Source organism: Microbacterium neungamense (assembly GCF_024971095.1).
GTDB classification, from domain to species: Bacteria; Actinomycetota; Actinomycetes; order Actinomycetales; family Microbacteriaceae; genus Microbacterium; species Microbacterium neungamense.
In genome coordinates, this window is record NZ_CP069717.1 from 1,269,830 (window position 1) to 1,291,704 (window position 21,875).

A 21,875-nucleotide genomic window follows, 5' to 3' on the forward strand; every position below is an offset into this window, starting at 1 on the left:
CGGTTCAGAGTGCGTGAAGCGGTTTTCCGGACAGCGCGAGGAACGCCTCACCGAGGGCCTCGCTCTGCGTCGGATGGGCATGCACCAGCGGTGCGATGTCCTCGGGGTGCGCCTCCCAGGCGACGGCGAGCTGACCCTCGGTGATGAGCTCGCCGACGCGGTCGCCGAGCAGGTGGACGCCCACGACGGGGCCGTCCTTCCTGCGGACGACCTTGACGGTGCCACCCGTTCCGATGATCTCGCTCTTGCCGTTCCCGGCCAGGTTGTATTCGTAGGCGACGACGGCGTCCTCGCCGTGCGCGGCCTTCGCCGCCTCCTCGGTGAGTCCGACCGAGGCGACTTCGGGGCTGCTGTAGGTCACGCGCGGGATCTGCGTCTCCGGGACCGCGGGCACCTCGAGCCCGGCGATCCGCTCTGCGACGGCGATGCCCTGCAGGAATCCGCGATGCGCGAGCTGCAGGCCCGGCACGATGTCGCCGACCGCCCACACGCCCGGCGCGCTGGTGCGCAGCCGCTCGTCCACGGTCACGAAGCCGCGGTCGAGGGCGACGCCGGCCTCCTCGAAGCCGAGACCGGCCGTGGCCGGCCCACGGCCGACCGCGACGAGCAGATAGTCGGCGCTGTGCACGGTGCCGTCCTCGAGTGTGACGGTGACCTGCGTGTCGTCCTGCACGGCCTGCTGGAAGCGCACGCCCAGGGAGTAGGCGATGCCGCGGCGGCGGAAGGCGCGCTCGAGTCCCTTGCTGAGGGCGACGTCCTCGTTCGGGACGAGGTGCGGCAGCGCCTCGATGATCGTGACCTCGGCGCCGAACGAGCGCCACACGCTGGCGAACTCGACGCCGATGACGCCGCCGCCGAGGATGATCACGCGCTCGGGCACCTCGTCCAGGGCGAGCGCCTGCTCGCTGGTGAGGATCCGCCCGCCGATCTCCAGCCCGGGCAGGGAGCGGCTGTACGAGCCGGTGGCGAGGATGACGTCGGCCCCCCGGTAGACGTCGTCGCCGACGCGGACCGAGCGGTCGGCCTGGAGCCGCCCCTCGCCGGCGACGACCGTGATGCCGCGCGCCTTGATGAGTCCTTCGAGACCCTTGTGCTTCTTGGCGACGATGCCCTCGCGATAGGCGCGCACCCCGGCCGGGTCGATGCCCTGGAAAGCGGCGGCGACGCCCACGGATGCGGCGTCGCGTACGTGGTCGGCGACCTCCGCGGCATGCAGCAGCGCCTTGGTCGGGATGCAGCCGCGGTGCAGGCAGGTGCCGCCCACCTTGTCCTTCTCGATCAGCACGACCTTCTTGCCGAGCTCGCTGGCGCGCAGAGCGGCGGCGTATCCGCCGCTGCCGCCGCCCAGGACGACGATGTCGGTGTCGTGCGCGGTCATCATGCCTCCTCGGCGGATGCGGCGGCGGATGCCTCGGCGAACGCGATCAGCGAGCGCACGGCGGCTCCGGTCGGGCCCTTCTCGGTGAAACCGTACGGCGAGCCGCTGTGCTCGGCCGACCCGGCGATGTCCAGATGCACCCACGGGATCCGCGGTGCGTCCTCGTCCTGCGAGGTCCGGCCCACGAACCGCCGCAGGAACAGGCCGGCGAACAGGGACCCGCCGGAGCGGTCGCCCATGTTCGCGTTGACCATGTCGGCGATCTGCGAGTCCAGCGACTCCTCCATGTAGTCCGGCAGCGGCAGGGCCCAGGCCGGCTCACCCGTCGCAGCCGCCGCCTCGAGGTACTCGCGCACCGCCTCGTCCTCGCCCATCACACCGGTGTGGCGCTTGCCGAGCGCGACCAGGATGGCGCCGGTGAGCGTGGCCACGTCGACGATCACGTCCGGCTTCTCCCGGCTTGCGGCGACCAGGCCGTCGGCGAGCACCAGCCGTCCCTCGGCGTCGGTGTTCAGCACCTCGACGGTCTGCCCGTCCAGCATCCGCAGCACGTCGCCGGGCCGGGTGGCGCGACCGGAGGGCATGTTGTCCGCGATGCACATCCATGCGGTGACACGTACGGGCAGGGCGAGCTCGGCGATGCCGCGCAGCACCGCCAGCACGGTGGCGGCGCCGGCCATGTCGAACTTCATCCCGACCATGCTGGCGGCGGGCTTGAGCGAGAGGCCGCCGGTGTCGAAGGTGATGCCCTTGCCGACGAGCGCGATGTGGCGGACGGCGGCGGCGGGGGAGTAGTCCAGACGCACCAGCCGTGGCGGCCGGTCCGACCCGCGCCCCACGCCGATGATGCCGCCGTAGCCCTGCTCCTCGAGCTCCTTCTCGTCCAGGATCCGCACGTCCACGGGCAGGCCGGCGACCGCGCCTGCGGCGGAGGCGGCCAGATCCGCCGGGCTCTGCCACTCGGCCGGCACCGAGACGAGGTCCTTGACCAGTGCCACGGCCTCGGCTACCGCCCGGGCGCGCGTGAGCGCCGTCTCGTCCAGCGCGGCGTGCAGCACCAGCGCGGACGCCTTGCCCGGCTTCTTCTCCGAGCGGTAGTCGTCGAAGCGGTAGCCGCCGAGCAGGGCGCCCTCCGCGGCGGCATCCGCGTACGCCTCCAGACCCGGGGCGAAGCCGATCGCGACCGTGCCGTAGCCGGTCAGCGAGCGCACCGCCGTGCCGACCGCGTCGCGCACCGCACCGGCATCCGCATTCCGTCCCGTGCTGACCACCGCCAGCGGCACCGGCGACACCTCCGGCAGGTGCAGCCGGGCGAACGCCGAAGCGGTGCCCTTGAAGCCGATGCCGGCGAGGGCGTCGGCGAGACCGGGGTATCCGTCGAGAGCGCCGTCCGCGGCGGCCGGGTCCGGGATGACGAGCACTGCGGCGTCGGCCGCACTTCCTGGGAACCGATCGGACGAGGGCGTGATCTCGGGAAGCGTCATGGGGACCATCCTAGGGAGAGGCGCCCGCCGCGGCCCGTCACCACCGGGTCCGCGTGTTCGCTGTGAGCATCGCTCCCGCCGAGCGCACGCCTCCGGCGGCTCGTAGCATGGGAGCATGCCGTTCTCGGGAGAGCTTCATGCACGTGTCGCAGACGGCCCCGCGGTCCCCGGGGGCCTTCCGCTGGTCGTCCTGCTCACCGGGTTCACGGATGCCGGCAGCGCCGTGTCCGGCCTGATCGACCACCTGCACGCCACCACGGCGCCCGCGCCCGTGACCGTCTTCGACAACGACCTGCTCCTGGACTACCGGGCCCGCCGCCCCGTGGTCGTCTTCGACCAGGACCACCTCACCGAGTACCGCCCGGCACGGCTGGACCTGTCCCTCGCGCACGACGCCCTGGGCCAGCCGTTCCTGCTGCTCTCCGGCTACGAGCCCGACTTCGCCTGGGACGCCTTCGCGGACGCCGTGCTCGACCTCATCGCGGAGTTCGAGGTGTCCGGCGTGGCCTGGGTGCACTCGATCGCGATGCCTGTGCCGCATACGCGCCCGCTCGGCACGACGGTGAGCGGCAACCGCCGCGACCTCGTCGCGGCGCACTCGGTGTGGCGTCCGCGCACCCAGGTGCCCTCGACCGCCGGGCACCTGCTGGAGTACCGGATCGCGGAGCGCGGCATCCGCGTCGCCGGCTTCGTGCTGCTCGTGCCGCACTACCTGGCCGACACCGACTACCCGGACACGGTGCTCGCCGCGGCCGACAAGATCATGGTGGCCACCGGGCTGGTGCTGCGCACCGACGAGATCGCCGCCGCCCGGGACGAGTTCCGCGCGCGCGTCGACGAGCAGGTGCAGGGCAACGACGAGCTGGTGCAGATGGTGCACACCCTGGAGCGCCGCTACGACGCGTACATGTCCGGACGGGATGCGGAGGACGTCGGCGACGGCTTCGACGAGCGCGACCTGCCCTCCGCGGACGAGCTGGCCGCGGAGCTGGAGCGCTACCTCGCCACCCGCCGCCCGGGCGACGAGGACAAGCTCGGCTGAGCGCGCCGCATCCGGCCGGCGGGCGCCCCTCGGGCCCGCGGTGTGTGATAATGGATGTTCGACCCGTTGTCAACCGGCGTTCCGCGCCCGGAGTTGACAAGGGTCTTACTAGTGTCCGAAATGGCCCGGGGCGAGTGCACCGCTCCGTGAAAGGCGAAACGTGACTCCTGCCACGACCAAGAAGACCCGGACGACGAAGAAGACCGCGGAAGCCGACGCTCCGGAGACCGAGGACGCCGCCGCCGAGACCGCGGCGCCCGCGAAGAAGACTGCATCCAAGAAGGCGCCGGCGAAGAAGGCCGCGCCCAAGAAGGCGGCCGCCAAGACGTCCAAGAAGAAGGACGACGACGAGGACGCCCCCGAAGAGCTCGCCGACGCCGACACGGCCGAGGCCGAGGGCGAGGTCGCCGAGGCGGATGCCGAGGAGGAGGGCGACAAGAAGCCGGCCTTCACCGAGCCGCTGCCCACCGGCGCCATCGTCATCTCCTCCAGCGACGAGGACGACGTCCCGGTCTACTCCACGCAGATTACCGGCGCCACCGCCGACCCGGTCAAGGACTACCTGAAGCAGATCGGAAAGGTCGCGCTGCTGAACGCGGCCGAAGAGGTCGAGCTGGCCATGCGCATCGAGGCCGGCCTGTTCGCCGAGGAGAAGCTCTCGCACATGAGCGAGGCCGAGAAGTCCAGCCAGCTCGGCCTCGACCTGCAGTGGGTGGCCCGCGACGGCCAGCGTGCGAAGAGCCACCTGCTGGGCGCGAACCTGCGTCTGGTCGTCTCCCTCGCCAAGCGCTACACCGGTCGCGGCATGCAGTTCCTGGACCTCATCCAGGAAGGCAACCTGGGCCTCATCCGCGCGGTGGAGAAGTTCGACTACACCAAGGGCTTCAAGTTCTCCACGTACGCCACCTGGTGGATCCGTCAGGCGATCACCCGCGCCATGGCCGACCAGGCGCGCACCATCCGCATCCCGGTGCACATGGTCGAGGTCATCAACAAGCTCGCCCGCGTGCAGCGCCAGATGCTGCAGGACCTGGGCCGCGAGCCCACGCCGGAGGAGCTGTCCAAGGAACTCGACATGACCCCGGAGAAGGTCATCGAGGTGCAGAAGTACGGTCGCGAGCCGATCTCGCTGCACACCCCGCTGGGCGAGGACGGCGACAGCGAGTTCGGCGACCTGATCGAGGACACCGAGGCGGTCGTCCCGGCCGACGCGGTCGGATTCACCATGCTGCAGCGCCAGCTGGAGCAGCTGCTGGACTCGCTGTCCGAGCGCGAAGCCGGCGTGATCCGCATGCGCTTCGGCCTCGGCGACGGGCAGCCGAAGACGCTCGACCAGATCGGCGACACCTTCGGCGTCACGCGCGAGCGGATCCGCCAGATCGAGTCCAAGACGATGGCGAAGCTGCGGCACCCCAGCCGCTCGCAGTCGCTCCGGGACTACCTCGAGTGATGGCCGAGGCGAACAAGGGCAAGGCCCTCACCGTCGACATCGACGGCACCACGTACCAGCGCATCCCGATCCGCACCCGCGTCGTGATGCCCGGCGACGACCTCGACGAGATCATCCGCGAGTACACCGCCGGCGTGCTGCAGGACGGCGACATCCTCTTCGTCACGGAGAAGATCGTCGCCATCACGCAGGGCCGGTCGTACCAGCTCGAGGAGATCCGGCCCCGCCGGCTCGCCCGCTTCCTGTCGAAGTATGTCACCCGCACCAGCTACGGCATCGGCCTGGGCATGCCCGAGACGATGGAGATGGCGCTGCGCGAGTGCGGGACGCCCCGCATCCTGCTCGCCGCCGCGGTCTCCGCGGTGACCAAGGCGTTCGGGCGCCGCGGCGACTTCTACCGCGTCGCCGGGTACAAGGCGCGCTCCATCGACGGCCCCACCTCGCACACGATCCCGCCGTACAACACGGCGGTCGTGCTCGGCCCGGAGAAGCCCAGGCAGGTCGCCCAGCACCTGCGGACGCTGCTGCCGGCCGGCGTGGAGGTCGCCGTCGTGGACATCAACGACATCGGCGGCAACATCCTCGGCTCCACGCTGGACCGCGCGGGGGAGCAGCGGCTCGTGGCCATCCTCCGGGACAACCCGCTCGGGCAGGGACACGAGTCCACGCCGATGGGCGTCATCCGCGCCGCCTGATGGGGATCGGTCGCGCGAGTGCGATGATCGCAGCCGGGACGCTCGCGTCCCGGGTCACCGGGCTGCTGCGGGCCATGGTGCTCGTGGCGGCGGTCGGCACGATCAGCCAGGCCGGTGACGCGTTCGCGACCGCGAACCAGCTGCCGAACAGCATCTATGCGGTGATCTCCGCCGGGCTGCTCACCGGCGTGATCGTGCCGCAGGTGGTGCGGGTGAGCGCGCAGGAGGACGGCGGACACGACTTCCTCGCCAAGCTGCTCACGCTCGGCGCGGTCCTGGTCGGCGCCGTCACGGTCGTGGCGACCCTCGCCGCGCCGCTGCTCGTGGACCTCTACTCGCAGTACCGCCCGGAGCAGCACGCGCTGGCCACGCAGTTCGCCTACTGGTGCCTGCCGCAGCTGTTCTTCTACGGCATGTTCGCGCTGCTGGGGGAGATCCTGAACGCGCGGCGGATGTTCGCGCCGTACGCCTGGGCGCCGATCGTGAACAACCTCGTCTCCATCGGCGGGTTCGGTGTCTTCATCGTGCTGTTCGGACAGGGCCGCAGCGCGCTCGAGGGCTGGTCGCCCGCCATGGTGGCCACCCTCGCCGGCACCGCAACCCTCGGCGTCATCGCGCAGACCGTCGTGCTCGTACTGTTCTGGCGACGGGCGGGCATCCCGCTGCGGCTCGATTTCCGCTGGCGGGGCATGGGCCTCGGGCACATGGGGAAGCTCGCCACCTGGACGTTCCTGACCACCCTGGTCGGGCAGCTGGTGGGGATCGTGCAGGCTCTCACGGTCACGCCCGCCTCCGAAGGCGGGCACGCCTCCGTCGCGGCATCCGGCTACGCCTGGCTGGTGTACATGGTGCCGTACTCCATGATCATCCTCGCCATCGGCACCCCGTACTTCACCCGCATCAGCGAGCACGCGGCCGCGGAGCGCGACGACGAGCTGAAGGCGGACATCCGGCAGTCGCTCCGCGTGCTCGGCCTGTTCATCGTGATCGCGATCGCCGCGGTCGCCGCCGCCGCGCAGCCCGCCGCACGGGTGTTCAGCGAAGGCCCGGGGGAGGCGGTCGCCGTCGCGCCGGTGCTGCTGGCGTACCTGGTCAGCCTGCTGCCGATGGCGGTGCTCTTCATCGTGCAGCGCACCTTCTACGCGTACGGCGACGCGCGCACCCCGTTCGTGTTCACGATGGTGCAGGGCTCGCTCGTGCTCGCGTTCACCCTCGTCGTGGCCGCCACGGTGCCGGTCGAGAATCTGGCCGCGGCCGTCGCGCTCGCGCAGTCCTGCGCCGGCATCCTGCAGACCGTGCTGGCGACGGTGCTGCTGCGCCGCCGGATCGGCTCGCTCGGCCTCGGCGGGGTGTGGCGCGCCCTGACCCGCTTCGCGCTGATGGCGGTGCCCGCCGGCGCGGCCGGGTACGGCGTGTACCTGCTCTCCGGTGGCGTCGGCGGATGGATGCTCGCCGGTCAGCTCTGGGGGGTGCTCGGATGCTGCCTCATCGCCGCATCCGCCGGTGCCGTGTACGTGGCGCTGCTCGCGCTGTTCCGGGTGCCGGAGCTGCGCACCGCGTTGGGCGCGCTGCGCCGGCGCTGACGCTTCGACAGGCTCAGCGTCCGCTTCGACAGGCTCAGCGTCCGCGTCGACAGGCTCAGCGTCCGTCAGCGCTTGTCGAGCACGCCGGGGCCGATCGCCTCGACGTAGCGGTGCAGCAGGCCGGTGCGGACACCGGAGGCCGAGGGCTTCATCTGGAACACGCTCGAGTTGTGGTTCGCCTCGATGAGAGCCGGGCCGTCCGGGGTGATCGCGATGTCCCAGCCGACGTAGGGCACGGTGGGCAGGCGCTTGGCCGCGTCCTCGATCATCGCGACGACCTCGGGGTAGAACGGCACCCGGAAGCCCTGAATCCGCGTGCCCGTGGCCGGGTGCTCGTGGTAGATGTTCGACTGCTTGTCCACGCCCGGGTAGAGCGCGACGCCGTCGTCGTCGAGCATCGTGAACATCCCGCCGGAGGCGAAGTTGTCGATCACCGAGCCGTTGCCGATGCGCAGCACCGAGGCGATCACGTGCAGCCGGTCCTGCGGGTCGCGGTACGTGATCATCCGCACCGTGTTGACGCTGTCCGGGTACAGCGCGTTCAGGTCGTCATGCTGGCGCAGCACCTCCTCCAGCAGCGTCTGATCGCGCTCGACGAGCGCGGCGCGCCACGCGGCGACGTCCTCGATGTCCGCGGTGTGGTAGATCGCGATCCCCGCGCCGCCCTCGCCCTGCGCCGGCTTGGCGATCACGCGGGGGTGGCGCTCCAGGAAGTCGCGCAGATCCTGCTCGGAGGCGCGGGAGGCGTCGATCCAGTCCCGCCGGGTGAGGTCGGCGAAGTCGGCGAGGAAGCGCAGCTTGTCGCCCAGGATCACCTTCGAGTCCGGGCCGTTCAGCGTCTTGTTCAGCCGGAACGCCTTCGGATGCGTCATCCAGGTGGCGCGCTCCCGTGCGTTCAGGATGCGGATGTCCCACACCACGTAGTCCCGGAAGCCCATCTCGTAGCGCACCGAGCACCACAGCATGTCGGCGAGGATGACCGGCAGCGGAGCCTTCGACACCCGCTTCACCTGGCGAGCGAGCTCGAGCAGCTGGGTCGGATTCAGCCGCCGTGCCCGGTCGATGAGGTACCGGACGCGCAACCGCTTCTGATCCATCCGACCAGGTTAACACGCAGGCGTCACAGGGCCCGGCGAGGGGGAGCGGCTACCATGGGACGTTCCCACCCGTCCGCCTCGAAAGGTCCTGCCTTGTCCCGAGACGTCGCACTCACGGCGCGCCTGAAGTACTTGCTGAAGCGGCTGACCGCGTTCAACCCCGGCCGGGTCTGGTCGTTCGCGACGCAGATCGCGCAGGAGCAGGGCAAGTGGGCCCCGTGGATCTTCGTGGACATGCTCATCTGGGCGGCGTTCCACGACACCGCGTACATCGACTACTACGAGGCCGACTTCGCGCTGCTCACCCGCGCCGAGCGCAAGACGTTCATGACCTCGCTGATCCAGCACCACCTCGCGCAGGCGCTGAACGACCGCACCGACGTGCTGCAGTTCGAGAACAAGCTCTCCTTCAACCGCCGCTTCGCCGCCTACCTCGGCCGCGAGTGGCTCGACCTGGCGGAGACCGACGCGGAGGGGCTGCGCGCCTTCGCCGAGCGGCATCCGGTGATCATCGCCAAGACGCCGGTCGGGCGCGAGGGCAAGGGCGTGTTCCGCTACGACACCGCCGAGGTCGCCGACTGGGAGGGGTTCCGCACCGAGCTGCTGGAGAAGGGGCAGCGCCTGCTCGAGCAGCCCATCGTGCAGCATCCGTACCTCGCCGAGTACTGCGCGGGCACCGTGAACACGACCCGCGTGGCCACGTTCTTCGACGGGCAGACCGTGCACGTGCTGATGGCGGCGCAGAAGTTCGGCCGCGGCGCGGTCAGCGACCAGTTCACCTGGGGCGGGTTCTTCACGATGCTGGACGAGAACGGGCACTCGGTGGGGCCCGGGCACACCGGGAAGCACAAGAGCCGCTACGAGACGCACCCCGATTCGGGCGCCTCCATCGTCGACTTCCAGGTGCCGATGTGGGACCGCGTCGTCGAGCTCGTCGACCGTGCCGCGCGCGAGGTGCCCACCGTGCCCTACGTCGGCTGGGACGTCGCCGTCGGCCCCGACGGCCCGGTGCTGATCGAGGGCAACTGGACCCCCGGACTGTACGAGACGCGCGTCAGCGCCACCGGCATCCGCACCGGCAGCAAGGAGCGGCATCGCCCGGTGATCGAGGCCAGCCGCCGATGACCGCGGCCTCCGACGCACGATGAGCGGCTCTCGCAGCCTGCCGCGGGCCGAGATCTCGGCGCGCGCCGTCCGCGAGGCGGCCGAGGCGGCCGTCGCCGCCGGCGGCGTTGTCGCCGACCTGCGCGGCGACGCGTACGGTCACGGCGTCGCAGAGACGGCGCGGGTGGTGACGGATGCCGGCGTCCGCGCCGTGCTGGTGGACGACGCGCGGACCGTCGAAAGCCTCGCGGCATCCGGCATCCGCGCCGTCACCGACGGCGAGGCGGACATCGCCCCCGAGGCGCTGTACGGCCTGCCCGGCGCGGAGGACAGCCGGACGCCCGCCATGCGCCTCGCCGGGCGGGTGCTCTCGGTGAAGCGGATGCTCGCGGGCGAGGCCGTCTCGTACGGGTACACGCACCGCGCCACCGTGGACACCACCACGGCGCTCGTCACCGGCGGGTACGCGCAGGGCGTCGTGCGGGCTCTCGGCAATCACGCCCGGGTGGAGATCGACGGGGTGCTGCGCCCGATCATCGGCCGCGTGGCGATGGACGTCTGCGTCGTGGACCTGGAGGGGGCGCACGCGGAGGAGGGGACGGACGTGATCTACTTCGGCGGCACCGGGCCGGCCCGGGACGCGCTGGCGGACTGGGCCCGCATCACCGGCCTCCGCCCCACCGAGCTGGTCGCCGTGGCCGGCGCGAAGGCGGTGCGCGAATGGCGAGCATGATCCCGCCGGCCGCCGGGCCGACCCTGAGGATCTCGCACCGCCGGTTCCTCGCGAACATCGACGCCGTGCGGATGCGGATCGCCCCGTCCGAGCTGATGCTGGTGATGAAGGACGACGCCTACGGCCACGGCCTGGAGTGGGCGGTGGACGCCGCCCGCGGCGACGTGGACCTCTTCGGTGGCTACGACATCCCGACCTCGCTGCGGATCGCCGCGCGGGCACCCGGCGCGCGCGTGTTCGCCTGGGCCACCTCCGCGCAGCACGAGGTGGAGGAGGCTCTGCACGCCGGGGTCGAGCTCGGCGTGGGAACCACGGCGTACCTGCGGCGCGTGATCGCCGCGGCCGAACGGCTCGGCCGGCGGGCACGCGTGCACCTGAAGATCGACACCGGACTGCGCCGCAACGGCATGCGTCCCGAGGAGTGGCCGGAGGCGGTGGCCGAAGCCGCCGCGGCGCAGCGGGCGGGTCTGCTCGACGTGGCCGGGGTGTGGAGCCACCTCGCGGAGGCCAGCGACGAGGAGGACGACGCCGCGGCCGCCGAGTTCCGCCGCGCGGTCGCCGCCGTGCGCACGGCCGGCGCCCGGCCGGCGGCCCTGCACCTGACGGCGTCGGCCGCGTCGTGGTGGCGCCCCGAGCTGCGCGGCAGCGTGTGCCGGATCGGCGCGTTCTGCTACGGCATCCGCTCGGCGGACGGACCCGAGATCCCCGGGGTGCGCCCGATCGCGGCGCTCACGGCGCCCGTGATCGCCGCGGACGGCGACGGCGGCGATGCGGTGATCGGCATCGGCGCGCTGCACGGGCTGCCCTCGACCCTCGCCGGTGTGCGGATCGCCACTCCGGCAGGTCTGCGGGAACTCACCCGCATCGACGAACTGCGCAGCAGCGTGCGCGGCTGGCCGGGCGCCGCCCCCGGTCAGGAGGTCCGGCTGTTCGGGCCGGGCGCGCACGGGGAACCGGATGCCACCGCTCTCGCGGAGCGGATCGGCACGGTCGGCGAGGAGATCGTCACCCGGCTCACACCCGCGGTGGGCCGTGTCGTGACCGCGGCCTGAGGGTTCCTCAGGCCGCGTCTACACGCTCAGGCGGTCTCCTCGAGACGGGCGGTCTCGTCGTGCCAGCTCGTGGCGATGGCGCGCAGCTTCTCCTCGTACTTGCGTCCGTGGTGGGCGCAGAACAGCAGCTCGGACCCGTTCACCTCGGCGGCGATGTAGGCCTGGGCCCCGCAGGAGTCGCACCGGTCCATGGCGGTGAGGCGGTACTCGACCCGCTCGGTCGTAGCGTTCATCTCGGTGCCTCCTCGGGTGTCGGGTGTTCGGAGTGTCACTAAATGAAACCACGCCTCACCGGGGGGCATGCCCGGATCACGGCGTGTTTCGCTCTGCGCGTACGACCGGCCCCCGGGGTTGCGCCGGCGGGGGAGTGTCGTCCCGACCGGCCGCACCCGCGGGCATAGAATCGATCTCCGTGACCGCCGAGTATTCCGCCCATCATCTCCAGGTGCTCGAAGGCCTCGAGGCGGTCCGCAAGCGACCCGGCATGTACATCGGGTCGAACGGCTCCCCGGGCCTGATGCACTGCCTCTGGGAGATCATCGACAACGCCGTGGACGAGGCCGTGGCCGGCAACGGCTCCCGCATCGACGTGGTGCTGCACGCCGACGGCAGCGTCGAGGTGCGTGACCGCGGGCGCGGCGTCCCGGTCGACATCGAACCGCGCACCGGGCTCTCCGGCGTCGAGGTCGTGTACACCAAGCTGCACGCCGGCGGGAAGTTCGGCGGCGGCTCCTACGCGGCCTCCGGCGGCCTGCACGGCGTGGGCGCCTCGGTCGTGAACGCCCTCTCCGAGCGGCTCGACGTCGAGGTCGACCGCGGCGGGAAGACCTACGCGATGTCCTTCCACCGCGGCGAGCCTGGCGTGTTCGCCGACCGCGGCGAGCCGCGCCCCGACGCGCCGTTCACCCCGTTCGAGGAGCGCAGCGAGCTGCGCATCGTCGGCAAGGTCGCCAAGGGCGTCACCGGCACCCGGGTGCGCTACTGGGCGGACCGGCAGATCTTCACCAAGGACGCCGCGTTCCAGCTCGCGGAGCTGGAGACCCGCGCCCGGCAGACCGCCTTCCTCGTCCCGGGGCTCGAGATCGTCGTCCGCGACGAGCGCGCCTCGACCGACGGCGCGGCGAACGAGACGTCGTATCACTACGAGGGCGGCATCTCCGAGTTCGTCGAGTACCTGGCCACGGATGCCCCGGTCACCGACACCTGGCGTCTGCAGGGCAGCGGAAGCTTCACCGAGACCGTCCCGGTGCTGCAGCCGGACGGGTCGATGAAGTCCACCGAGGTGGAGCGCGAGTGCACGGTCGACATCGCACTGCGGTGGGGCACCGGCTACGACACCGTGATCCGCTCCTTCGTCAACATCATCGCCACGCCGAAGGGCGGCACGCACCAGCAGGGCTTCGAGCAGGAGCTGCTGAAGACGCTGCGCGGCCAGGTCGAGCAGAACGCGCGGCGGCTCAAGGTCGGCAACGACAAGCTCGAGAAGGACGACGTGCTCGCCGGTCTCACCGCCGTGCTCACCGTCTCGCTGCCGGAGCCGCAGTTCGAGGGGCAGACCAAGGAGGTCCTCGGCACCCCTGCGGTGCGCGCGATCGTCGCGCAGGTGGTGCGCAAGGAGCTCGCGCAGCGGTTCTCGTCGACCAAGCGCGACGACAAGAACCAGGTGTCGATGCTGCTGGACAAGGTCGTCGCCGAGATGAAGGCGCGGGTCTCCGCGCGGGCCCACAAGGAGACCCAGCGCCGCAAGAACGCGCTGGAGTCGTCCTCGCTGCCGGCCAAGCTCGTCGACTGCCGCACGAACGACGTGAGCCAGTCGGAGCTGTTCATCGTCGAGGGCGACTCGGCCCTCGGCACCGCCAAGCACGCCCGCAACAGCGAGTTCCAGGCGCTGCTGCCGATCCGCGGCAAGATCCTCAACGTGCAGAAGGCGTCCATCAGTGACATGCTTTCCAACGCCGAGTGCGCCTCGATCATCCAGGTGATCGGCGCCGGCTCCGGCCGCTCCTTCGATCTGGACGCCGCCCGCTACGGCAAGATCATCCTGATGAGCGACGCCGACGTCGACGGCGCGCACATCCGCACCCTGCTGCTGACCCTGTTCTTCCGGTACATGCGGCCGCTGATCGAGGACGGCCGGGTGTTCGCCGCCGTCCCGCCGCTGCACCGCGTGATCGTGATGAACCCCGGCTCCAAGCCGAACGAGACGATCTACACCTACTCCGAGCAGGAGCTGCACAGCCTGCTCGCGAAGCTGCGCAAGCAGGGCCGCCGCTGGCACGAGCCGGTGCAGCGCTACAAGGGTCTCGGCGAGATGGACGCCGAGCAGCTGGCCACCACGACGATGGACCGCAACGGCCGCCTGCTGCGCCGGGTGCGGATGGAGGACGCCGAGGCGGCCGGTCGCGTGTTCGAGCTGCTGATGGGCAACGAGGTCGCACCGCGCCGCGAGTTCATCGTCGACTCCGCCGACCGCCTCACCCGCGACGCGATCGACGCCTGACGCGATCGACGCCTGACGCGATCGACGCCTGAGGCGATCGACGCGGACAGGATCCCGCCGCGACCGGGCCGGCTCGCCGCCCTGCGGGTCAGAACGTCGCCGGGATGCCCCGTCCCACCGATCCGATCACGGCGTCCAGCGGCTGACCGGACGCGTCTCGCTTGGCCCCCGCCTCGGGGAGCGTGCGGGCCGCGCCGTCGGGTCCGACCGCGAGCGCGGGCTCCGGTCCGGCCCAGGCCAGGCGCAGCCGGTCCTCGCCCTTCAGGAAGGCGTGCGCGCGGACGCCGCCGGTCGCCCGGCCCTTGCCGGGGAACTCGTCGAACCGCGACACCTTGGCGCGTCCGGCATCCGTCCCCGCGATCACGCCCTCGGCCCCGGACACCGTCACGACGACGGCCTCGTCGGGGGCGGTGACCGCCGAGAAGGCGACCACCTCGGCCGAGGCGCCCAGCTTTATGCCGGCCATGCCGCCCGCGGGCGCGCCCTGCGGCCGCACGGCGGATGCCGCGAAGTGCAGCAGCTGGGCATCCGACGAGATGAACACCAGCTCGGCGTCGTCGGGCGCGGAGGCGGCGCCGACCACGCTGTCACCGGGCTTGAGGCCGATGATCTCCAGCTCGGGTCGGGGCGGCAGCGCCGACGGCACGATGCGCTTGACGACGCCGTCCTTCGTGCCCAGGGCGACCGGGGTGTCGTCGTCGAAGCGGATCAGAGCGAGGATGCGCTCGCTCTTGTCGAGCAGGCCGATGTAGTCGCGCAGCGCCACCCCGGCGGAGAGGTGGATGGATGCCGGGGGCACCGACGGCAGATCGACGGGGGAGAAGCGCATCACACGGCCGGCCGAGGTGATCGCCCCGATCTCGGTGCGCGTCGTCGTGCTCAGGGTCGCCAGGATGGCGTCGTGCTTGCTGCGGCGGGCCGGGGGGACGATGCCCTGGCCGTCGGCGAGATCGACCCGCACCGCGCGCCCGGTGGTGGAGAGCACCACCACGGTGGGCGCGTCCGCGATCTGCAGGTCCGCGGCGCCCTTCGCGCTGCGCGGCTTCGGCGGGGCGGCGTTCAGCAGCATCGTCCGGCGCGGGGTGCCGTAGGCCTCCGCCGCCGCGTCCAGCTCCTTCGCGACCTGGGCGCGCAGCAGCACGTCGCTGGCCAGCAGATCCTTCAGCTCGGCGATCTCGGCCTGCAGCCGGTCGCGCTCGGCCTCGAGCTCGATCCGGGAGAACTTCGTCAGCCGGCGCAGCCGCAGCTCGAGGATGTACTCGGCCTGCGGGTCGCTGAGGTCGAACACGTCCCGCAGCCGCGCGCGCGCCTGATCGGAGTCGTCCGAGGTGCGGATCACCTGGATGACCTCGTCGATGTCCAGGATCGCGATGAGCAGACCCTCGACGAGGTGCAGACGCTCCTCGCGCCGCGCGAGGCGGAATCGGCTGCGCCGCGTGATCACCTCGAGGCGGTGCTGCACGTAGACCGAGAGCAGCTCCTTGAGGCCGAGGGTGCGCGGCTGGCCGTCGACGAGGGCGACGTTGTTGATGCTGAAGGAGTCCTCCAGCGGGGTGAGCCGGTACAGCTGCTCCAGCACCGCGTGCGGGTCGAAGCCCGTCTTGATGCCGATCTGGATGCGCAGCCCGTGGTTGCGGTCGGTCAGGTCGGTGACGTCGCTGATGCCCTGCAGCTTCTTCGACTGCACGGCGTCGCGGATCTTCTCGATCAGGCGCTCCGGGCCGACCATGTAGGGCAGCTCGGTGACCACGATCCCGGTCTTGCGCGGCCCGAGCGGCTCGACCGACACCTTGCCGCGCACCTTGAACGCGCCCCGGCCGGTGGCGTACGCCTCGCGCACCCCGTCCAGGCCCATCACGATCCCGCCGGAGGGGAAGTCGGGGCCCGGGACGAACTCCATCAGCTCCTCGGTGGTCGCGTCCGGGTTCTCCAGCAGGTGCGTGGCGGCGGCGACCACCTCGATGAGGTTGTGCGGCGCCATGTTCGTCGCCATGCCGACCGCGATGCCGCTCGTGCCGTTGACCAGCAGGTTCGGGAAGGCTGCCGGCAGCACGGCCGGCTGCTGGAACTGGCCGTCGTAGTTCGGGATGAAGTCGACGACGTCCTCGTCCAGGCCCTCCGTCATCGCGAGGGCCGGGGCCGCCAGGCGCGCCTCCGTGTACCGCGAGGCGGCCGGACCGTCGTCCAGGGAGCCGAAGTTGCCGTGGCCGTCCACGAGCGCCACGCGCAGCGAGAAGGGCTGGGCGAGGCGGACCAGCGCGTCGTAGATGGGAGCATCGCCGTGCGGATGCAGCTTTCCCATCACCTCGCCGACGACGCGGGCGCTCTTCACGTGGCCGCGATCGGGGCGCAGCCCCATCTCCGCCATCTGGTACAGGATGCGCCGCTGCACCGGCTTGAGCCCGTCGCGCGCATCCGGCAGCGCGCGGGAGTAGATCACCGAGTACGCGTACTCGAGGAACGATCCCTGCATCTCCTGGGACAGATCGATGTCCTGGATGCGCTCCTGGACGGGCTCGGACGGCTGCGTGCGCGGCATGGACTTCCTGCGGGGCTGTCGGTGCGGACTCGCGTCGCCGCGGTGGGGGCGACGCGTCGGGATGCCTGTGAAAGACTGGCCCGGATGTCTCTCATGCTACCGTCCAGCCCCGCCGCGACGCGGAACATCGCCGGGGTGGCGCCGGAGCTGCTGCGTGCGCTGCGCGGCGAGGCGGAGAGCCTCCCGGCGGTGCGCTCGGCGGTCCTCGTTGTCGTCGACGGGCTGGGGGCTCTGCCACTGCGGGCGCACGCGGGGCACGCCCGCCACCTCACCGCCGGCATGTCCAAGCGCGATGTCGCCGCAGCGGTGTTCCCCACCACCACCGCCGCCGCGCTCACCAGCATCCTCACCGGCGCGGCGCCCGGCGAGCACGGGCTCGTCGGCTACCGCGTGCGCGACCCCCGCCGCGACGTCCTGGTGAACCAGCTCAGCGACTGGGAGGACGCCGGCATCGATCCGTTCGCCTGGCAGCCGGTCCCCACCGTGTTCGAACGGGCCGTCGCCGCCGGGCACCAGGCGTTCGCGGTCGGGATCCCCGCCTACGCCACCAGCGGATTCACCCGGGCCACGCTGCGCGGGGCGTCGTTCGTGCCGGAGAAGAAGCCGGCCGACCGGGTGGCCGCGGCCTGGGAGCTTGCCGCCGCGCATCCGGGCGCCCTCGTGTACTGCTACCTGCCCGAGGTCGACAAGGCCGGGCACAAGCACGGCATCGCCTCCGCGGAGTGGGTGCGCGCGCTCGAGGACGTCGACGCCGCACTCGGGCTGCGGATGCCGGACGGCGTCGGCGTCGCGATCACCGCGGACCACGGCATGATCGACGTCCCCGCGCACCGGCAGCTCGTCCTCGAGGACGGGGAGGGCTGGCACGACGGGGTGCGGCACATCGGCGGGGAGCCGCGGATGCTGCACGTGTACCTGGAGCCGGAGGCGGATGCCGCCGCGGTCGCCCTGCGCTGGCGTTCCGGCCTGGAGGGCGCCGCCGACGTGGTCACCCGTGACGAGGCCGTGCGCGCGGGCCTGTTCGGCGCCGTGGTCAGCGCCGCCGCGGTCGAGCGCCTGGGCGATCTCCTCGTCGTCGCCCGCGGCAACCGGGCCCTGTACGACGGCGCCGACGCGGATCAGCGCGGGCGCAACATGGTCGGGCAGCACGGCGGGCTGACCGACGAGGAGTGGCGGGTTCCGCTGCTGCTGCGCGGCGCGTTCGAGGGCTGAGCGGCGAAGCGCTCGGGTTACGCCGCTGTACTCACTCGCCGGCACTCACTCATCGGAGCGGGCGCCGAACACGATCTCGTCCCACGACGGCATCGCGTTCCGGCGGCGCCGGCGGCCCCCGCTCTCGGCGGGCTCGGGCTGCGGGCGCGGTTCCTCGCGCTCGGCGTCGGGGGCGTCGAAGAGCGCGATCGGGGTGGGCTCGGTGGTGCGGGCGCCGTCCTCTTCCTCGGCCAGCACCGGCGCCGGCTCGCGCTGACCGCGGCGGCGGCGCAGCGCCTCCAGCAGATCGGCCGTCTCCGCGCTGGTGGTGGACTGCTCCGGGGCGCGGCGGGCGGCGGCCTCGTGCGCGGCGGTGCTGGGCCGTTCCGGGGCGGACGGGTCGCCGGCATCCGGCTCGGGGGTGGGCACCAGGCGGGGGCCGAACGCGCCCGAGTCGAACCGGCTGTCGTCCTTGTACGGCGAGACCCGCTCGGTCTCCAGCGCGCGCAGGCGCGGGATGAGGCCGTCCGGCAGCGAGCCCTGCCGCGACAGCTGCGTGGCGTCTGCGTTCAGCGGTGCGAGTGCGCTGCGGCGCGGGTCGAAGCTCCAGCGCGCGTCGTGGGCGACCTCGTTCGCGGTGAACTCGAGCTTGACGGTCCAGCCGGACTCGTCCTTCCAGCTCGCCCAGCGCTCGTCCGTGGCGTCCAGATCGGCGAGCTTGGCGCGGATCGCGGTGCCGAAGGTCGGCTGCGCGTCGGGCTCGACCTCGCTGCCGATGAGCACGGGCACCGCCAGCGCCTGATCGATGATGTGCTCGCGCTCGGCCAGCACCGGGCCCTCGAAGCGCTCCACGTCCTGCAGGCTGACGCCCAGCAGCTCGGAGACCTCGGCCGCGGACAGCCCGGCGCGGATCTGCGCCTGAATCTCGCGGGGGCTCGCCGCCAGGCGCGCCGGGGCGGGATCCGCCTCACGCGTCGCACGACGGATCTCGCGGTGCAGCACGTCGTCGATGGGGAGCGCGAAGCGCTGCCCGGACTCGGTCGCGAGGACGAGGACTCCCGCTTCTGTTCCGACGATGGTGACGTTTTCCATGCTGATGCCCCTCTGGTGGGTGTGGGTTCATGCTGTCACGGAGGATGGGGCAAACCCGGGAATAGCGCGGGCGTGCCGTGAGTTTGTCCTGGCGCATGACCGGGCATTTGCGAAATGCTCTGACGTCATGCAAACTATGGCCGCCGCTCACCCGATCCGGCGTTCCCCGCAAACCACTCGAACCACGGAAGTGGAGACTGACCGCATGGCAACCGACTACGACGCGCCCCGCAAGAGCGAAGACGACTCCGAGTCGATCGAAGCCCTCAAGGAGCGTGTGCCGGACGCCCGGTCCGGCTCCGGGGACGTCGAAGACTCGGACAACCCGACGGGCTTCGAGCTCCCGGGGGCGGACCTGTCCGACGTGGAGCTCGACGTCGTCGTGCTGCCCGCCCAGCAGGACGAGTTCACCTGCATGAACTGCTTCCTGGTGAAGCACCGTTCGCAGCTGGACCACGAGGACGCGAACGGCCCCATCTGCAAGGAGTGCGCGGCCTGACGTCGCCGCGAACCCGCGCGCCCCGAGCCGGAAGGCCCGGGGCGCGCTGTCGTCTGCCGGGTCAGCGTCCGGGCCGGCCGGCGGCGCGGCGGATGGCCGCTGCGAGCCGATCCGGTGTGCGGGTGGAGATGCTCCAGGAGCGCACCGGGTCGGCCGGGTCGGTGATCGGGACCACCACCAGGCCGTCGATGCCGCCGCGGATGAGGTGCCAGCCGTCCCCGGGCAGCCGCGGACCCCGGCGCGCCCTCGCCTCCTCGCCGGTGTACACCTCCGGCTCACCCAGCCAGCCGGCGTCGATGTGCGCGCGACCGGCGCGGAGCTCGCCGTCGGCGACGGCGACGACGGGGGAGAAGGCGATGCTCGCGACGACGAGGAGCAGCGAGACCAGCACGCCGATGACCAGGGCGAGGGTCGTGGATCCGGCGGGCAGGAACACGAGTGTCGTCATCGGCCCCGCCAGGGCGATGGTCACCAGCAGCCAGAGGCCGGGCGCCAGGCGCTCACGGTAGAGCGGCCGCGTATCGCGTTCGTGGTTCTGCATTAGCCTCATGGGGTGACCGAATCCGTTGGTGTCCCCATTATCGCCGCCACCGTCCCGGCCTACGCCCACCCGGGCGACGCGGGTGCCGATCTCGTCGCCGCCGAGGCGGTGACCCTCGCCCCCGGGGAGCGCGCCCTCGTCGGCACCGGCGTGCGGATCGCCCTCCCGGAGGGGTACGCCGCCTTCGTGGTGCCCCGCAGCGGGCTGGCCGCCAAGCACGGCATCACCGTGGTGAACAGCCCCGGCACGGTGGACGCGGGCTATCGCGGGGAGATCAAGGTCTGCCTGCTGAACACCGACAGGAACGACGCGTACGATGTGGCGGTCGGTGACCGGATCGCGCAGCTGATCGTGATGCCCGTCGTCCGGGCCGTCTTCTCACCGGTCGACGAGCTGCCCGACAGCGTGCGCGGCGACGGCGGCTTCGGATCGACCGGCTATACACGGGGAGAGAGCGAATGAGCGAAGAGAACACTCCAGAGCAGGCCGCGCCGGTGCTGAAGTCGGCGCCCGCCGATCGCGCCACGGCCGGGCCGTTCGACGACGCCGAGGCGAACCCGGTCCGCCCCTACATCGACCTCGGCGGCATCAAGGTGCTGCCGCGCGAAGGCCTCAACCTGCGGCTGGAGGTGGAGGAGCAGACCAAACGGATCGTGGCCGTCGGCCTCGACTACGCCGGATCCTCCCTGCAGGTGCAGCCGTTCGCCGCCCCGCGCTCGCGCGGACTGTGGGATGAGACGCGGGTCCAGCTGCGCGACCAGATCCGGGCGCAGGGCGGGCGCGTCGAGGAGCGCGAGGGACCGCTCGGCAAGGAGCTGCTCGCGGAGGTCCCGGCCACCGCGGCCGAGGGGTCCGGCATGCGCCTGGCGCGCTTCGTGGGCGTCGACGGACCGCGCTGGTTCCTACGCGGCGTGATCGGCGGGGACGCCGCCGCCGATCCGGCGGCGGCCGCGCAGGTGGAGGACCTGTTCCGCTCGATCGTCGTCGTCCGCGGCAGCGCGCCGATGCCTCCGCGCGACCTCATCCCGCTGAAGATGCCCTCCACTCCGGGCGCCGCGTGACGGTCGACCCGGATCGCCCCGAGGGGGAGCCCGGCGTCCCCGAGCAGGGGGCTCCGGAGCCCGGAGCCGCCGAGACCATCGGCGCCGCGCTGAGCTCGGCTGCTCGCCGCGCCGGCATCGACCCGGAGGCCGAACAGTCCACCGGCCGCATGGTGTGGCAGGTGATCGGCGGCTGGCGCGGCGTCGTGGAGTCGGTGCTGCCGGTGCTCTCCTTCGCCGTGGTGTACACCGCGACCCGGGAGCTCCTCCTCGCCCTTGGCATCTCGGTCGGGATCGCCGCGGTGTTCGCCGTGGTGCGGCTGGCGATGAAGTCGCCGCCCGTGGCGGCCTTCTCCGGGCTGGTCGCCGCCGTCGTCGCCGCCGGACTGCCGCTGTTCACCGGTCGCGCCGAGGACCAGTTCGTCATCGGCTTCCTGACCAACATCGCCTACGGCACGGCTTTCCTCGTCTCGGCTCTGGTGCGCTGGCCGCTGATCGGCGTCGTGGTCGGCTTCCTGATGGGTGAGGGCCTGGCCTGGCGGACGGACGCCCACAAGCGCCGCACCTTCTTCTGGCTGTCGGTCGCCTGGGCCGCGCTGTTCGCCGCGCGGCTCGCCGCCCAGCTGCCGTTCTACTTCGCCGGGGACGTCGCCGCGCTCGGCACCGTCAAGATCCTGATGGGCCTTCCCTTCTTCGCCGTGCTGCTCGCCCTGACCTGGGTGGTGACACGCCGGCTCTATCCCCGCGGAGGATCGCGCTGACACTCGGCATCCGTGCTAGATTTATCTCGACGTCAAGATAAATCAGGTGTTCCGCCGACGCTCGAGGAGACGCAGACTGGTAAGGCCCGCCTTG

General features: G+C 71.8%; 20 protein-coding genes. 13 read left to right on the forward strand and 7 right to left on the reverse strand.

Features of this window, described 5'->3' with window-relative positions:
• Positions 1-4: 4 nt before the first annotated feature.
• The gene (gene lpdA, locus JSY13_RS06100) at positions 5-1,378 is read right to left on the reverse strand and encodes a dihydrolipoyl dehydrogenase (protein WP_259608142.1); all 1,374 of its coding nucleotides are present in this window, start codon (positions 1,376-1,378) and stop codon (positions 5-7) included.
• The gene (locus JSY13_RS06105) at positions 1,378-2,862 is read right to left on the reverse strand and encodes a leucyl aminopeptidase (protein ID WP_259608115.1); all 1,485 of its coding nucleotides are present in this window, start codon (positions 2,860-2,862) and stop codon (positions 1,378-1,380) included. The genes lpdA and JSY13_RS06105 overlap by 1 nt, the downstream gene beginning before the upstream one ends.
• Before the next feature lie 115 nt (positions 2,863-2,977).
• Here JSY13_RS06105 and JSY13_RS06110 point away from each other — a divergent pair, with 115 nt between their 5' ends.
• The 4 genes from JSY13_RS06110 to murJ all read left to right on the forward strand — a co-directional run bounded on the left by JSY13_RS06110 (position 2,978) and on the right by murJ (position 7,632).
• Complete coding sequence (locus tag JSY13_RS06110) at positions 2,978-3,904, forward strand: proteasome assembly chaperone family protein (RefSeq protein ID WP_259608116.1); 927 nt, start codon at positions 2,978-2,980, stop codon at positions 3,902-3,904.
• A gap of 160 nt (positions 3,905-4,064) precedes the next feature.
• Positions 4,065-5,354, forward strand: a complete 1,290-nt coding sequence (locus JSY13_RS06115) for an RNA polymerase sigma factor (RefSeq protein ID WP_259605871.1) — start codon at positions 4,065-4,067, stop codon at positions 5,352-5,354.
• A complete protein-coding gene (locus tag JSY13_RS06120) occupies positions 5,354-6,049 on the forward strand; it encodes a coenzyme F420-0:L-glutamate ligase (protein WP_259605872.1) in 696 nt (231 codons plus the stop codon). Before JSY13_RS06115 ends, JSY13_RS06120 begins: the two co-directional genes overlap by 1 nt.
• 23 nt (positions 6,050-6,072) lie before the next feature.
• Positions 6,073-7,632 (forward strand): murein biosynthesis integral membrane protein MurJ, encoded by a 1,560-nt coding sequence (murJ, locus tag JSY13_RS06125; RefSeq protein WP_259605873.1) that lies wholly within the window; start codon positions 6,073-6,075, stop codon positions 7,630-7,632.
• 65 nt (positions 7,633-7,697) lie between these two features.
• Here murJ and JSY13_RS06130 read toward each other — a convergent pair whose 3' ends face one another.
• Positions 7,698-8,729, reverse strand: a complete 1,032-nt coding sequence (locus JSY13_RS06130) for a sugar-transfer associated ATP-grasp domain-containing protein (protein ID WP_259605874.1) — start codon at positions 8,727-8,729, stop codon at positions 7,698-7,700.
• A gap of 93 nt (positions 8,730-8,822) precedes the next feature.
• On the opposite strand from JSY13_RS06130, the gene JSY13_RS06135 reads away from it, so the two are divergent.
• Genes JSY13_RS06135 through JSY13_RS06145 form a run of 3 tightly spaced genes read left to right on the forward strand, consistent with a single transcriptional unit; the run spans position 8,823 to position 11,618 of the window.
• Positions 8,823-9,854 carry a sugar-transfer associated ATP-grasp domain-containing protein gene (locus JSY13_RS06135; RefSeq protein WP_259605875.1) on the forward strand — a complete coding sequence of 344 codons (1,032 nt, stop codon included), beginning with the start codon at positions 8,823-8,825 and terminating at the stop codon, positions 9,852-9,854.
• Between the two features lie 19 nt (positions 9,855-9,873).
• Complete coding sequence (locus JSY13_RS06140; protein ID WP_259605876.1) at positions 9,874-10,566, forward strand: alanine racemase C-terminal domain-containing protein; 693 nt, start codon at positions 9,874-9,876, stop codon at positions 10,564-10,566.
• On the forward strand, positions 10,554-11,618 hold the full coding sequence (locus JSY13_RS06145; RefSeq protein WP_259605877.1) for an alanine racemase: 1,065 nt from the start codon (positions 10,554-10,556) through the stop codon (positions 11,616-11,618). The genes JSY13_RS06140 and JSY13_RS06145 overlap by 13 nt, the downstream gene beginning before the upstream one ends.
• A 26-nt stretch (positions 11,619-11,644) precedes the next feature.
• On the opposite strand, the gene JSY13_RS06150 is transcribed toward JSY13_RS06145, so the two are convergent.
• A complete protein-coding gene (locus tag JSY13_RS06150; protein ID WP_259605878.1) occupies positions 11,645-11,851 on the reverse strand; it encodes a DUF7455 domain-containing protein in 207 nt (68 codons plus the stop codon).
• A gap of 179 nt (positions 11,852-12,030) precedes the next feature.
• Here JSY13_RS06150 and JSY13_RS06155 point away from each other — a divergent pair, with 179 nt between their 5' ends.
• Positions 12,031-14,118, forward strand: a complete 2,088-nt coding sequence (locus JSY13_RS06155; RefSeq protein ID WP_259605879.1) for a DNA gyrase/topoisomerase IV subunit B — start codon at positions 12,031-12,033, stop codon at positions 14,116-14,118.
• Between the two features lie 88 nt (positions 14,119-14,206).
• On the opposite strand, the gene JSY13_RS06160 is transcribed toward JSY13_RS06155, so the two are convergent.
• Positions 14,207-16,657: a DNA gyrase/topoisomerase IV subunit A gene (locus JSY13_RS06160; RefSeq protein WP_259605880.1), complete on the reverse strand. Its 2,451-nt coding sequence runs from the start codon at positions 16,655-16,657 to the stop codon at positions 14,207-14,209.
• Between the two features lie 84 nt (positions 16,658-16,741).
• Between JSY13_RS06160 and JSY13_RS06165 the strand changes: the two genes are divergently transcribed.
• Positions 16,742-17,869, forward strand: a complete 1,128-nt coding sequence (locus JSY13_RS06165) for an alkaline phosphatase family protein (RefSeq protein WP_259605881.1) — start codon at positions 16,742-16,744, stop codon at positions 17,867-17,869.
• Positions 17,870-17,914: 45 nt separating this feature from the next.
• On the opposite strand, the gene sepH is transcribed toward JSY13_RS06165, so the two are convergent.
• Positions 17,915-18,940: a septation protein SepH gene (sepH, locus tag JSY13_RS06170; RefSeq protein WP_259605882.1), complete on the reverse strand. Its 1,026-nt coding sequence runs from the start codon at positions 18,938-18,940 to the stop codon at positions 17,915-17,917.
• Between the two features lie 205 nt (positions 18,941-19,145).
• Between sepH and JSY13_RS06175 the strand changes: the two genes are divergently transcribed.
• Positions 19,146-19,439: a DUF4193 domain-containing protein gene (locus JSY13_RS06175; protein ID WP_259605883.1), complete on the forward strand. Its 294-nt coding sequence runs from the start codon at positions 19,146-19,148 to the stop codon at positions 19,437-19,439.
• Between the two features lie 61 nt (positions 19,440-19,500).
• Here JSY13_RS06175 and JSY13_RS06180 read toward each other — a convergent pair whose 3' ends face one another.
• Entirely contained in the window at positions 19,501-19,989 is a 489-nt protein-coding gene (locus JSY13_RS06180) for a DUF3093 family protein (RefSeq protein WP_432806389.1), read from the reverse strand.
• A gap of 3 nt (positions 19,990-19,992) precedes the next feature.
• Here JSY13_RS06180 and dut point away from each other — a divergent pair, with 3 nt between their 5' ends.
• Genes dut through JSY13_RS06195 form a run of 3 tightly spaced genes read left to right on the forward strand, consistent with a single transcriptional unit; the run spans position 19,993 to position 21,781 of the window.
• Positions 19,993-20,442, forward strand: a complete 450-nt coding sequence (dut, locus tag JSY13_RS06185; protein ID WP_259605884.1) for a dUTP diphosphatase — start codon at positions 19,993-19,995, stop codon at positions 20,440-20,442.
• A complete protein-coding gene (locus JSY13_RS06190) occupies positions 20,439-21,041 on the forward strand; it encodes a DUF3710 domain-containing protein (protein ID WP_259605885.1) in 603 nt (200 codons plus the stop codon). Before dut ends, JSY13_RS06190 begins: the two co-directional genes overlap by 4 nt.
• Positions 21,038-21,781, forward strand: coding sequence for a DUF3159 domain-containing protein (locus tag JSY13_RS06195; RefSeq protein ID WP_259605886.1), 744 nt, complete (start codon positions 21,038-21,040; stop codon positions 21,779-21,781). Before JSY13_RS06190 ends, JSY13_RS06195 begins: the two co-directional genes overlap by 4 nt.
• Positions 21,782-21,875: the final 94 nt, after the last annotated feature.

Bases quoted from the DNA above. Each gene is read 5' to 3' on its own strand.
- lpdA (WP_259608142.1), bottom strand. From the start codon at position 1,378: ATGACCGCGCACGACACCGACATCGTCGTCCTGGGCGGCGGCAGCGGC.
- JSY13_RS06105 (WP_259608115.1), bottom strand. From the start codon at position 2,862: ATGACGCTTCCCGAGATCACGCCCTCGTCCGATCGGTTCCCAGGAAGT.
- JSY13_RS06110 (WP_259608116.1), top strand. From the start codon at position 2,978: ATGCCGTTCTCGGGAGAGCTTCATGCACGTGTCGCAGACGGCCCCGCG.
- JSY13_RS06120 (WP_259605872.1), top strand. From the start codon at position 5,354: ATGGCCGAGGCGAACAAGGGCAAGGCCCTCACCGTCGACATCGACGGC.
- murJ (WP_259605873.1), top strand. From the start codon at position 6,073: ATGATCGCAGCCGGGACGCTCGCGTCCCGGGTCACCGGGCTGCTGCGG.
- JSY13_RS06130 (WP_259605874.1), bottom strand. From the start codon at position 8,729: ATGGATCAGAAGCGGTTGCGCGTCCGGTACCTCATCGACCGGGCACGG.
- JSY13_RS06140 (WP_259605876.1), top strand. From the start codon at position 9,874: ATGAGCGGCTCTCGCAGCCTGCCGCGGGCCGAGATCTCGGCGCGCGCC.
- JSY13_RS06145 (WP_259605877.1), top strand. From the start codon at position 10,554: ATGGCGAGCATGATCCCGCCGGCCGCCGGGCCGACCCTGAGGATCTCG.
- JSY13_RS06150 (WP_259605878.1), bottom strand. From the start codon at position 11,851: ATGAACGCTACGACCGAGCGGGTCGAGTACCGCCTCACCGCCATGGAC.
- JSY13_RS06160 (WP_259605880.1), bottom strand. From the start codon at position 16,657: ATGCCGCGCACGCAGCCGTCCGAGCCCGTCCAGGAGCGCATCCAGGAC.
- JSY13_RS06165 (WP_259605881.1), top strand. From the start codon at position 16,742: ATGTCTCTCATGCTACCGTCCAGCCCCGCCGCGACGCGGAACATCGCC.
- sepH (WP_259605882.1), bottom strand. From the start codon at position 18,940: ATGGAAAACGTCACCATCGTCGGAACAGAAGCGGGAGTCCTCGTCCTC.
- JSY13_RS06175 (WP_259605883.1), top strand. From the start codon at position 19,146: ATGGCAACCGACTACGACGCGCCCCGCAAGAGCGAAGACGACTCCGAG.
- JSY13_RS06180 (WP_432806389.1), bottom strand. From the start codon at position 19,989: ATGAGGCTAATGCAGAACCACGAACGCGATACGCGGCCGCTCTACCGT.
- JSY13_RS06190 (WP_259605885.1), top strand. From the start codon at position 20,439: ATGAGCGAAGAGAACACTCCAGAGCAGGCCGCGCCGGTGCTGAAGTCG.